This window comes from Sphingomonas sp. AC411 (genome assembly GCF_979253035.1).
Window position 1 is genome coordinate 1,234,221 of record NZ_CEEDAQ010000001.1, and the last position, 12,005, is coordinate 1,246,225.

The 12,005-nt window shown below is 66.8% G+C and carries 6 protein-coding genes, 3 pseudogenes and 2 riboswitches; of the genes and pseudogenes, 1 reads left to right on the plus strand and 8 read right to left on the minus strand.

The window, feature by feature from the left end; translation table 11 throughout:
• Position 1: 1 nt before the first annotated feature.
• The 5 genes and pseudogenes from cobW to AC0IX7_RS06365 form a co-directional block, all read right to left on the minus strand.
• Complete coding sequence (cobW, locus tag AC0IX7_RS06345; protein WP_471810886.1) at positions 2–1,051, minus strand: cobalamin biosynthesis protein CobW; 1,050 nt, start codon at positions 1,049–1,051, stop codon at positions 2–4.
• Positions 1,052–1,152: 101 nt separating this feature from the next.
• Positions 1,153–1,367: riboswitch (cobalamin riboswitch) on the minus strand.
• A 213-nt stretch (positions 1,368–1,580) separates the two neighbouring features.
• A pseudogene (locus tag AC0IX7_RS06350) lies at positions 1,581–2,629 on the minus strand (HoxN/HupN/NixA family nickel/cobalt transporter).
• A gap of 181 nt (positions 2,630–2,810) precedes the next feature.
• Positions 2,811–3,027, minus strand: a riboswitch (cobalamin riboswitch).
• A gap of 73 nt (positions 3,028–3,100) precedes the next feature.
• Positions 3,101–5,209, minus strand: a complete 2,109-nt coding sequence (locus AC0IX7_RS06355; protein ID WP_471810887.1) for a S9 family peptidase — start codon at positions 5,207–5,209, stop codon at positions 3,101–3,103.
• Positions 5,206–7,203: pseudogene (locus AC0IX7_RS06360) on the minus strand (prolyl oligopeptidase family serine peptidase). The gene AC0IX7_RS06355 and the pseudogene AC0IX7_RS06360 overlap by 4 nt, the downstream one beginning before the upstream one ends.
• A gap of 126 nt (positions 7,204–7,329) precedes the next feature.
• Positions 7,330–8,700: a cytochrome P450 gene (locus AC0IX7_RS06365; protein ID WP_471810888.1), complete on the minus strand. Its 1,371-nt coding sequence runs from the start codon at positions 8,698–8,700 to the stop codon at positions 7,330–7,332.
• A gap of 103 nt (positions 8,701–8,803) precedes the next feature.
• Here AC0IX7_RS06365 and AC0IX7_RS06370 point away from each other — a divergent pair.
• Positions 8,804–9,581, plus strand: a pseudogene (locus AC0IX7_RS06370) (SDR family NAD(P)-dependent oxidoreductase).
• Between the two features lie 117 nt (positions 9,582–9,698).
• On the opposite strand, the gene AC0IX7_RS06375 reads toward AC0IX7_RS06370, so the two are convergent.
• From AC0IX7_RS06375 to AC0IX7_RS06385, 3 genes are read right to left on the minus strand one after another with little or no spacing between them, the layout of a single operon-like run.
• On the minus strand, positions 9,699–11,327 hold the full coding sequence (locus AC0IX7_RS06375; RefSeq protein ID WP_471810889.1) for a choline dehydrogenase: 1,629 nt from the start codon (positions 11,325–11,327) through the stop codon (positions 9,699–9,701).
• A gap of 56 nt (positions 11,328–11,383) precedes the next feature.
• Complete coding sequence (locus AC0IX7_RS06380; protein WP_471810890.1) at positions 11,384–11,551, minus strand: hypothetical protein; 168 nt, start codon at positions 11,549–11,551, stop codon at positions 11,384–11,386.
• Complete coding sequence (locus tag AC0IX7_RS06385) at positions 11,551–11,955, minus strand: TetR/AcrR family transcriptional regulator (protein WP_471810891.1); 405 nt, start codon at positions 11,953–11,955, stop codon at positions 11,551–11,553. Before AC0IX7_RS06385 ends, AC0IX7_RS06380 begins: the two co-directional genes overlap by 1 nt.
• Positions 11,956–12,005: the final 50 nt, after the last annotated feature.

Genomic DNA, 12,005 nt, shown 5'->3' on the forward strand with positions numbered 1-12,005 from the left:
CTCAGGCGTCCAGCGCGGCCTTGATGCGGGCCTCGTCGATGCGGTCGTGCTCGGCGATCACCACCAGTTGCGTACGGCGTGGTTCGCCTGCGCGCCATGGGCGGTCGTACTGCGTGCGGACGCGGGCGCCGACCGCCTGGACGAGCAGGCGCATCGGCTTGCCGGTGACCGCCGCGTAGCCCTTCACGCGGAGGATGTCGGCACTGCGGGCGAGTGCCTCGATCTTCGCGGTCAGGTCGGCGGGGTCGGCGATCTCGCCCAGCTCGACGACGACGCTGTCGAAATCGTCATGCTCGTGATCGTCCTCGCCGTCGTGATGCGAGGGGCGGCTGGCGATATCGTCCTCGGCCGCGGCGTTGAGGCCGAGGATTACGCGGGAGTCGATGACACCGTCGGTCAGGTCGATGACCGGGAGCGGCCGTGCGGACTCGGCGGCGATCACCGCGCGCGCCTTGGCGACGCCTTCGGGGCCGGCGAGGTCGACCTTGGTCAGGAGTACGAGATCGGCGCAGGCGAGCTGATCCTCGAACACTTCCGATAATGGCGTCTCGTGGTCGACGCTGGGGTCTGCGGCGCGCTGGGCATCGAGCGCGGCCACGTCGGGGGCGAAGCGACCGGCGGCGACCGCTTCGGCATCTGCTAGCGCGATGACGCCGTCGACGGTGATGCGCGAGCGGATCGCGGGCCAGTCGAATGCCTTCAGCAGCGGCTTGGGCAGTGCGAGGCCGGACGTCTCGATCAGGATGTGATCGGGGCGCGGGTCGAGTGCGAGCAGCGTTTCGACGGTCGGGATGAAGTCGTCCGCGACGGTGCAGCAGATGCAGCCATTGGCCAGCTCGACGACGTTTTCGGCCGGGCAATCGGGGATCGCGCAGCCCTTGAGAATGTCGCCGTCGATGCCGAGCGTGCCGAATTCGTTGACCACGACCGCGAGGCGACGGCCGTTCGCGTTGCGGATCAGGTGGCTGATGAGCGTCGTCTTGCCGGCACCGAGAAAGCCGGTGACGATAGTGACGGGGACCTTGGCCAGATTGGGGGAAAGATCGGGCATTGGTATTCTCCTGCAAGCATACGCGCGCACGACCGGACGGCCGCACGCGTTCGTCGCTCAGACGGAGGTACCGTGCCGCGACCATCCCCTGGATCGTAGCAAGAGCGACCATTGCGCTGGCAGGTCTCCTGGCTCGCGGGTCGAGGCTCGACGTACGCCTTCCCAGGTTTCCCCAGTGGCTGCCCTCCGAAACGAAGGGCATGTGCGTCTCGCTCACCGCTTACAGTTGCAGGGACAGCCGCGGCATTGGGAGGACATCCTCCCGCACCGCATTCCCATTCAAGCCCTTCCGGGCACCGGCGCGATCTGTGAGGTTCGGTGAAACCGAGCCTCGCGGATGGGGTTAGAGGAATTCCGGGGGCGTGCCAATTCGCATATCGCTTTTCCGACATCCTCCCCCGCCAGGGGAGGTGGCACCGCAGGTGACGGAGGGGAGGACACGGAACCTACGGGGTCGCCGTCCTCCCCCTCCGTCTGGCGAGTGCCAGCCACCTCCCCTGGCGGGGGAGGATCGAGAGGACGGAGCGAGCTACCCGTGCACGACTTCGATTTCGTCGAAGCGTTTCCAGCGGTAGATGGCGAAGCTCAGGACCCAGCACAGCACGAACAGGCCGATGATCGCGAAGCCGAGGCCGTTGAAGTTCTCGCCGAGTGCGGCTGCCAGATCCCAGATGCCACCGGTCAGGCCGAGCTTTGCCCCGAGCAGCGCGAGCGTCTCGATGCCGCCGATCGCGATCGCGACGATGGCGGAGATCAGCGTGATGGTGATGTTGTAATAGAGTTTGCGGATCGGCTTCACGAACGCCCATTCGTACGCGCCGAGCATGACGACGCCGTCCGCGGTATCGATTAGTGCCATGCCGGTCGCGAACAGCACCGGGAGGACGAGCACCGTGCCGATCGAGAGACCGTCGGCGGCCTGGCTCGCGGAAAGGCCGAGGATCGCGACTTCGGTGGCAGTATCGAAGCCGAGGCCGAACAGGAAGCCGAGTGGGGCCATGTGCCAGCTTCGGGTCACCAGCCGGAACATCGGGCGGAACAGCCGCGCGAGCAGGCCGCGACTGCCGAGCAGCAGGTCGAGATCCTCCTCGACATAGGTGCCGCCGCCGCGGACGTGGCCGAAGGTGCGCCAGACCGAGCGCAGGATGATGAGGTTCATCGCGGCGATCGTGAAAAGGAACAGCGCAGAGATCATCGTCGCGACCACGCCGCCGACCTGCTTGAACGCCTCGAACTGCGACAGCGCGCTGGCGGTGAGCGCGATCGCGACGGCGGCGATCAGCACGATCCCGGAGTGGCCGATCGCGAACCAGAAGCCGACGGCGATCGGGCGCTGGCCGTCCTGCATCAGCTTGCGGGTCACGTTGTCGATCGCGGCGATGTGGTCCGCGTCCACTGCGTGGCGCAGGCCCAATCCCCAGGCTAGCAACGCCGTGCCGAGCATGAGGGTTGCGCGTGGAACAGCGAGAATGCCCAGCCCCAGGCGGCGATATTGGCCGCGATCAGGCCTGCGAACAGCCAGCCGATGCGCTTGCGAGTCGAAACCCGCGCCGGTCTTTCGAATGTTGAAGTCGTCATGCACAAACCCCGCAGCGTCCGACGAGGACCGGGGCCTGCCGCGAACGGCCGGGACATACGACGACCGGACGCCATGAGCGGCCGACGCACGACGCCGATGCGGCCCCCGCCACATGGTCGTCGCTCAGCCAGTGTCACGCAGGCGGCGTTCACCGTGCCTCGGCCACCCCTGGACCGGGACAAGAGCGACCAGACGCCGGCAGGTCTCCTGGCTCGCGGGTCGTTGCTCGATGCACGCCTTCCCAGGCTTTGCGGCCCAGTGGCTGCCCTCGCGGAGAGGGCTCGTGCGTCTCGCTCGCCGCTTACAGTTGCAGGGACAGCCGCGGCATAGGACGGCGAACCGTCCGCACCGCATTCCCAATCAAGCCCTTCCGGGCACCGACGCGATCACGGGAAACGGCTGGAAGCCGCATCCCGCGCGATCGGTACCCTGCTTTCAGTCGCGTGCCAACGGGCGTGCCAACGGGCGTGCTATTTCGCGACGCCGAGCTGTTGCAGCATGAACGCCTGCCACTCCGAATTCTGGCGATAACGCTCGAACCGGCCGGACTTGCCGCCATGCCCCGCCTCCATGTTCACCCGGAACAGCAGCGAAGTGGTGTCGGTCTTCAGTTCGCGGAGCTTGGCGACCCATTTGGTCGGCTCGTAATATTGCACCTGGCTGTCCCATAGTCCGGTGCCGACATACAGCGCCGGATACGCCTTCGCCTTGACGTTGTCGTACGGCGAATAGCTCAGCATATAGTCGTACGACGCCTTCTGCGCGGGGTTGCCCCACTCGTCGTACTCGAACGTGGTCAGCGGGATCGACGCGTCGAGCATCGTCGTGACGACATCGACGAACGGCACCTGCGCGATGATCAGCTTGTAATCCTGCGGCGCCATGTTCGCGACGCCGCCCATCAGCAGCCCGCCTGCGCTGCCGCCCATCGCCGCGACGCGATCCTTCGCGGCGTATTTCTGCGCGACGAGATAGCGGGTGACGTCGATGAAGTCGGTGAAGCTGTTCTTCTTGTTGAGCAGGTGCCCATCGTCATACCAGCCGCGGCCCATCTCCTGCCCGCCACGGATATGCGCGATCGCGTAGACCACGCCGCGATCGAGCAGGCCGATCCGGCCCGGATCGACGGCCGGGTCGCTCGAGATGCCGTAGCTGCCATAGGCGTATTGGAAGAGCGGCGCGGTGCCGTCGCGCTTGGTGCCCTTGGCGTAGACCAGCGAGACAGGGATCCGCGTGCCGTCTCGCGCGGGCGCCCAGACGCGTTCGGTGACGTATTTTGCGGGGTCGTATCCCGGCACCGGGGCGACCTTGAGGACGCGGCGCTCGCCGGTTTTCGCGTTGACCTCATACGTGGTGGTAGGCGTCACGAGCGATCCGTAGGTGTAGCGGACCCACGGCGTCGACGTTTCCTCGTTGACGTCGAGCGACATGCGATAGGCGGGTTCGTCGGCAGTCACCGCGGTCGACTTGCCGGCATCGTTCAGCACGCGGATCATGCGGTTGCCGCCCTCGCGCTGGTCGATCGCGACGAACCCGTCGAACGGTTTGAACCCCTCGATGAAGACGGTGTCGCTGGCGGGCGTCAGGTCGCGCCATGCGGCCGTGCCCTTGGCCAGATCGGCGTCGGCGACGGTGACGAGCTTGTAGTTCTTCGCGTTCCGGTTGGTGCGGATGATCCAGCGGTTGCCGATGTGATCCGCGCTATAGCGGAACTCGCGTGCGCGCGGTGCGACGATCGTGAAGTTGGTCGGTGCAGCGGCGGGGGCGCAGCGTTGCTCGTCGCTGACCGTGCTGCTCACGCCGATGCAGACGAACTTGTCATCGGCGGTGCGGGAGACGCCCATCGAATAGGTGTCGTCCTTCTCCTCGTACAGCAGCCGATCGCTGACGGCGGGCGTGCCGAGGACATGCGCCTTCACGCGGTAGCCACGCAGCGTGACCGGGTCCTTCTCGACGTAGAGCAACGTCTTGTTGTCGTCGGCCCAGACGACGTTGGGCTCGATGTTCGACACGGTGTCGGCAATCGACGCGCCGGTCGTGAGGTCCTTCACCTTGAGCACATATTGGCGCCGCCCGACGGTGTCCTCGGCCCAGGCGACGCGGGCGTTGTCGGGGCTTACCGCCCAGTCGCTGAGCGCGAAGAAGCTGTGGCCCTTCGCCATCGCCGGCTCGTCGAACAGCGTTTCGGCGGGCGCGGTGCGGCTACCCTTGCGGCGTTCGAGGATCGGATAGTCCGCGCCGGTCTGGAACCGCGAGCCGTAATAATAGCCGTTCTTCGCGTAGGGAACCGAGCTGTCGTCCTGCTTGATATGCGAGACGGTCTCTTCGTAGAGCTTGGCCTGGAGCGGCTTCAACGACGCGAGCTGCGCATCCGCATAGGCGTTCTCCGCGGCGAGATAGGCGAGCATCTCCGGGTTCTTCCGCGTGTCGTCGCGCAGCCAGTAATAATCGTCCTCGCGCGCGCCGTTGGGCGACGTCACCTGGAACGGCTTCTTCGCCACGCGCGGCGGCTGGACCTGTGCGACCGCCGCCGTCGAGACCAGCGCCACGCCAGCCAGCATCATGTGCCGTGTCATCATTGTGCTGCTCCCTGCGCCGTCGCTACCGCCGGCTTCCGGTATCGATCGAACCAGGCGATGATCGCCGAGGCCTTGGCCGCGGATTGCGACGGGCGTGCGGCGAGGCCACCGTGGCTCGCGCCCGGCACCTTCACCAGCGCGGTCGGCACGCCGCGAGATCTGGAGCGCTGCGTAATATTGCTCGGACTCGCTGACCGGCGTCCGGTAATCGTCGCCGCCTACCACCACCAGGGTGGGCGTCTTGACGTTGCCGACGAGGCTCAGCGGCGAGCGGTTCCAGTAGCTCATCGGATCCTCCCACGGCAGCTTGGTGAACCAGTAGCGCGAGGTGAACAGCGTGTTGTCCATCGTCAGCGCCTCGCTGATCCAGTTGATCACCGGCTTCTGCGTCGCGGCTGCCTTGAACCGGTCGGTCTTGCCGACGATCCACGCGGTCAGCAGCCCGCCGCCCGAGCCGCCGGTCACGAACAGATTGTCGGGGTCGGCGGTGCCGTCCGCGATCGCTGCATCGACCGAGGCGATCAGGTCGTCGTAATCGGCCGCCGGATAGGTCTTGTCGATCAGGTTCGCGAACTCGGCGCCATAGGAGGTCGAGCCGCGCGGGTTGGTCCAGAGGACTGCGTAGCCGGCCGCGGCGTAGAGCTGCATGTCGGTCGCGAAGCCGGGGCCGTAGGCGGCGTTCGGACCACCGTGGATCTCGAGAATCAGCGGCACGCGCTGCCCCGCGACGCGTCCCGGCGGGGTGGCGAGCCATGCGTCGATCGGCCGACCATCGGGCGCGGTCACCGCGATCTTCCGCACCGACGCGAGCGCCTTCGATCCGGTCAGCACCGCGTTGAGCGTCGTCAGGCGCCGCGGCTTGCCGCCCGCCAGCACCCAGACATCGGCGGGGGCGCTCGCATCGCCGCCGGTATAGGCGATCGTCCCGCCCTTCGAGACCGAGAACTCGCCGCCGGTATAGGGCCGGTCGAGCCCGCCGCCCGCGACGTTGTCGATCAGCGGCGTGACGCGGCCATCCACACCGACGCGCGCAACGCGGCGCCGGCCGTGATCGTCGTAGCTCGCATACAGGCTGCGACCATCGGCGGCCCACACCGCATCCTCGATCGCACGGTCGAGCGTGGCGGTGAGCGAGCGCGGCGAGGCGGCGTCGCGATCACCGACATAGAGCTGCGTGTTCTCGTAGCTGCGGCGCTTGTCGTCGAAGCCGAGCCACGCGATCTTCGAGCCATCTGGCGACACGCGCGGCTGCGCGTCGGGACCGTCGCGCGTCGTCAACGTCCGCATCATGCCGCTCATCGCATCGACCGCGATCACGTCGGAGTTCATAACCTGGCGATCGGCGGCGGGCCCACGGATCGCCGCGAAGACGATGCTGCGGCCATCGGGCGTCCACGAGAGCGGGCCCCCGTCGTCGAACTTGCCGTAGGTGAGCTGCCGTGCCGCGCCCCGTCGGCGCCGACCACGAACAGATGGTCGTAGCCCGGCTTCACATAGCCCGGCCCGTCGTTGCGGTAGTTGACCCGGTCGATGATCGTCAGCGGCTCGGCCCATTTCGCGCCCTCGGGCTTGGGCGGCTGCGTGCCGAGCTTGGTCCCCTCGCCTGCTACCGTCGCGATATAGGCGAGCTTGGTGCCGTCGGGCGACCAGGCGAGCGCCTGCGGATCGCCGGGAAAACTCGTCACGCGCGCGCTCTGCGCACCGTCGATCCAGCGGACGAACAGCTGCGATCCCTCTCCGTCGCGTGCGGCATACGCGATGCGCATACCATCAGGCGACCAGCGCGGGCTGCTGCCGTCGGTGGCGAATGGCGTCTGGCGACCGCTCGCGACGTCGATCAGCCATAGCGACGACTGCATCCTGTCGGTCATCACGTCGCCGGTCCGGCGGACATAGACGATCGTCTTGCCGTCCGGGCTGATCTGCGGATCGGCCGCGATCGTCAGCCCGAACAGGTCACTCCCGGTGAAGTTGCGCGTCGGGCCATCGGGCATCGGCGCGGGTGTCGGCGCGGCCGGCTGTTGCTGGGCAAAGGCCGGCGTCGCCGCGAGCAGGAGTATAGCTAGGGTCAAGCGCAACGGGCGGCTCCTTCGAATGAACCGCGTTACGATGACACATTATTACGTGGAGGCAAGCGGTACGAACGTCACCGGCAAACCGTCCTTCGGGCGCGGGATCGGGAAGACCTGCCACGCATCGCCGCTGCCTGCCGCCGCCTCGATCCGGTAGCGCGTGAGCAGGTGTGCGATCAGCAGCCGCATCTGCATCGTCGCGAAGTGCAGCCCAATGCACATGTGTGCGCCGCCGCCGAACGGCACCCACGCGAACCGGTGGCGGCCCTTCGATGCTTCTGGCGTGAAGCGGAGCGGGTCGAAGCGGTCGGGATCGGGCCAATATTCGGCCATGCGGTGCGTGTAGGTGATGCCGACGCCGACGCTGGTCCCCGCCGGAATATCATACCCGCCGAAACTGAAAGCCTTCAGTGCGCGGCGCGGGATCGACGGGACGGGTGGCATCATCCGCAGCGATTCCTTGAACGCATATTCGGTGAGGATCAGGCGATCGAGCTGCTCGGTCAGCGGCACGGCGGGGTCGAGAGCGGCGACTTCCTCGCGCAACCGATCCTGCCACTCGGGGTTCCGCGCGAGCAGCATGACAAGGCTCGTCGCGGACGAGGTGATCGTGTCGTGCGCGGCCATCATCAGGAAGTTCATGTGGTCGGCGATCGCCAGCGCGGTGAGCGGCGCGCCGTCGTCATCGGTCGCGCGGCAGAATTGCGAGAAGAAATCCTGGCCGTTGCCGGTGCGTCGCGCGGGGATCTCGCGCTCAAAGAAGTCGATCAGATACGCGCGCGCCTTGACGCCCTTACGCATCTGCGTGCCAGGCCAGGGCTTGCGGATCGGCGAGACGCTTGCCTGTACCTCGTCGACGAACGCCTGGTTGATCTTGTCCGCTTCCGCGCCGAGCGGCACGCCCAGGAAACTGGTCGCAGCGAGATCGAGTGTTAGCTTTTTCACCACATCGTAGAAGCGCAATGTCTGCCCGGCCCAGCCACCGATCGCCGCCTCGATTCCCGCATCGAGTTCGGTCGCGTAATGCCGCATCGGCTCGGGCTTGAAGGCGACCGACAGCGTTTTCCGGTCGGCGCGATGCTTGTCGAAGTCCATCAGCATCAGGCCACGCGGGAACAGCAGGTTGAGCACCGGTCCCCAGCCCTGTTCGGACGAGAAGATCTTGTCGCGGTCGAACAGCACCAGTTCGTTCGCGTCGGGGCCGAGCAGGTTGACGCCGGTGCCGCCGAGCGCGCGATTGCGATACACCGGGCCGTACCGCGCCGCCATGGTCTCGGAGAACGCGATCGGATCGGCGAGCAGTTTGAAGGTGTTGCCGAAGAACGGCAGGCCGTAATTGCCCGGGATATGATCGAGCGCGCCTTTATGCTGACGCGGGAGCCAGTGCGCGCTGGCGTTCTGCAACATGGCGTGGCTCATCGGCGGATCCTCAGCGACATGCCGGCTTGGCAAGCCTCGAATACCGGCATAACTAATGTTCTGCAACCGGGGCGCGGATCCCGGGCTTTGACAGGAGAGATGCATGGACCTCGCAAACAGTGCTGCCGTGGTGACCGGCGGCGCGTCGGGATTGGGCGCGGCGACTGCGCGCGCGCTGGCCGCCAAGGGGTAAAGGTGGCGATCTTCGACCTTCAGGCGGACAAGGGCGAAGGGCTCGCGGCGGAGATCGGCGGGGTGTTCTGCAAGGTCGACGTTACTTCCGACGACAGCGTCGATGCGGGGTTTGCGGTGGCACGCGCGGCGCACGGCCAAGAGCGGATCCTGGTCAATTGCGCAGGCACCGGTAATGCCGCCAAGACAGCGGGGCGATCGAAGCAGGACGGCTCGATCAAGCATTTCCCGCTCGATGCGTTCGACCGGATCATCCAGATCAACCTCGTCGGCACGTTCCGCTGTCTCGCCAAATCGGCGGCGGGGATGTTGACGCTGGAGCCGGGCGAGGACGGCGAGCGGGGGCGATCGTCAACACCGCGAGCGCCGCGGCGGAGGATGGCCAGATGGGCCAGGCCGCCTATTCCGCGTCGAAGGCCGGCGTGGTCGGCATGACCCTGCCGATCGCGCGGGATTTGATGAGTGAGGGGATCCGGGTGAACACGATCCTGCCGGGGATCTTCGATACGCCGTTGCTGGCTGCGGCGCCACAGCCGGTCCGCGATGCGCTGGCCGCGTCGGTGCCGTTTCCCAAGCGCTTGGGGCGGCCGGAGGAGTTTGCGGCGCTGGCGCTGACGATGATCGAGTGCGGGTATTTCAATGGCGAGGACGTGCGGCTGGACGGCGCGATCCGGATGGCGCCTCGGTAACGCGAGCCTAAGCGCTAACCCCTCCTCTCGTCATCCTGACGAAAGTCAGGACCCAGGATTACAAGCGGTGTCGTCCGTGGCTCTGGGTCCTGACTTTCGTCAGGATGACGGATTTGATCAGGCTGCTCGAGCCGCCCGCGCCAACTGCCGGCCCTTGATCATATCCGCCGCCTTCTCCGCTATCATGATTGTCGGCGCGTTGGTGTTCGAGCCGATCAGCGTCGGCATCACCGATGCGTCCACCACCCGCAGGCCCTCCAACCCGCGTACCGCGAGCGTCGCGTCGACCACCGCCATCGTGTCGTCAGCCGTGCCCATCTTGCAGGTGCCGACCGGGTGGTAGATCGTCTCCGCCGTCCGCCGCACCCAGGCGTCGATCTCGTCGTCGGTCCGCACGTCCTCGCCGGGCGACAATTCCCCAGCGCGGTACGGATCGAGCGCAGCCTGCCGCGCGACGTCGCGGCCGATGCCGACGCAGGCGCGCATCACGCGGCGATCCTCCGCGGTCGCGAGGTAGTTCGCCACGATCACCGGATCGGCAAACGGATCGGCCGAGCGCAACCCGATCCGCCCGCGACTCTCCGGCCGCAACTGGCACAGATGCAGCGTGAAGCCGTCCTCGGTCGCCTTCACCTTGCCGTGATCCTGCATGATCGCGAGCACCGCGTGGATCTGGACATCGGGTCGCGACAGACCTTGGCGCGACGACACGAACGCGCCCGCCTCGAGGAATTGCTGCCGCCCTGCCCCCTTGCCGCGCAACAGGTAATTCAGCCCGACGCCGATCATGCCGACGCCCTTGGTCATCGCATATCCGGTCCTCAGCCCGCGCGATTTCCAGTTCATCACGACGTCGAGATGATCCTGGAGGTTCTCGCCGACGCCGGGCAGCGCATGGACGACGCCCACGCCCGCCGCGGTCAGTCGATCCGGATCGCCGATCCCCGACAACTGGAGGATCTGCGGCGACTGCACCGCGCCCGCGCACAATAGTACTTCGCGCGCAGCCGTTACCGACTCCGCCCGTGCCCCCTTGTCGAGCACGTAATCGACACCGGTTGCACGCCCCTTGTCGATCCGGATCCGCGTCGTCCGCGCTCCCGTCACGCAGGTCAGATTACGCCGCGCCAACACCGGCCGAAGATACGCTGCCGCAGTGCTCCAGCGCTTGCCGTCCGCGACGGTCAGGTCATACCGCCCGAATCCCTCCTGGCTCGCACCGTTGAAATCCTCGGTTACCGGGTACCCCGCCTGCCGCCCCGCCTCGACCAGCGCGTCGTAGAAGGGACTGTCAGACTCGCCGCCAGAGATCGTCAGCGGCCCCCCGCCGCCATGCAGATCGCACTCGCCGCGATGATGCCCTTCGAGCCGCTTGAAATACGGCAGCACGTCGTCGAACGACCAGCCGGGCAAACCCATCTGGCGCCACTCGTCGTAATCCTGCGGGTGCCCCCGCGTGTAGATCATGCCGTTGATCGACGAACTCCCGCCCAGTCCCTTGCCGCGCGGCCACCGCAGGCGGCGGTTGTCGAGATGCGGCTCGGGCTCGGTCGAGAAGCCCCAGTTGCTCGGGTTCTTGCTCTTGATGAGTTCGCCGACCCCAGCGGGCATCCGCACCAGCACGCCGTCGTTGCGCCCGCCCGCCTCGAGCAACAGCACCGACACGTCGGGGTCCTCGGTCAGTCGCGCGGCCAGCACGCAGCCGGCCGAGCCCGCGCCGATAATTACGTAGTCATACGTCTGCATGCCCGCATCCTCCTCATAACGCTCCGCTTTTTACGGAGTCGCATCACCGCGATACGCTAGCGCTCGCACAGCAGCGTAAGCAACCCGTTGCGCAGCACGCCGCGATCGAGCCCCTCGACCGGATGCACCTCGCTCAAGCCCACCGCGAGCAGCGCATAGCCGCGAATCCCCGCTTCGACGGAATCGAACCCGTGCGCGGTCAGTTGCTCCACCAGGAACGCCATCACCTTGTCGTCATGCTCGCGGATCGCCGCCGCGCGCGCGCGTCGCTCTTCGCCCAGGCGCGCATCGCCAGTGCCAATTGCGACATGTCGTGATCGCGGACATGCTCGGCGAACGCGCGGATCCGCTCGACAGGGGCGAGCTCCGACGCAGCCAGCGACGCCAGCAACGGATCGATCTGCGCCTCGGCGAAATACGATGCGAGCGCCGCATGATAGCCGTCGAAATCCTTGAAGTGGTGATAGAAACTGCCGGTCGACGCGCCCGCGGCCTGCGCGAGGCTGCGAAGTTTCAGTGCGCGCAAGCCGCCGCTCTTCAGCAACGCCTGCCCGATCTCCAGCCAGTCGCGCGGCGCCAGATCCGCGCGGGGTGCAACGTCGTTTTCAACCGATACCGTGCTTGACAAGCCACTCTCCATAACGAATGTTACGTCGGAACGAAGCCGGACGCAATCCG

What these genes read in the sequence shown, in the direction of transcription:
- cobW (WP_471810886.1), bottom strand. Translation starts at nt 1,051, where the DNA reads ATGCCCGATCTTTCCCCCAATCTGGCCAAGGTCCCCGTCACTATCGTC.
- AC0IX7_RS06355 (WP_471810887.1), bottom strand. Translation starts at nt 5,209, where the DNA reads ATGATGACACGGCACATGATGCTGGCTGGCGTGGCGCTGGTCTCGACG.
- AC0IX7_RS06365 (WP_471810888.1), bottom strand. Translation starts at nt 8,700, where the DNA reads ATGAGCCACGCCATGTTGCAGAACGCCAGCGCGCACTGGCTCCCGCGT.
- AC0IX7_RS06375 (WP_471810889.1), bottom strand. Translation starts at nt 11,327, where the DNA reads ATGCAGACGTATGACTACGTAATTATCGGCGCGGGCTCGGCCGGCTGC.
- AC0IX7_RS06380 (WP_471810890.1), bottom strand. Translation starts at nt 11,551, where the DNA reads ATGGCGTTCCTGGTGGAGCAACTGACCGCGCACGGGTTCGATTCCGTC.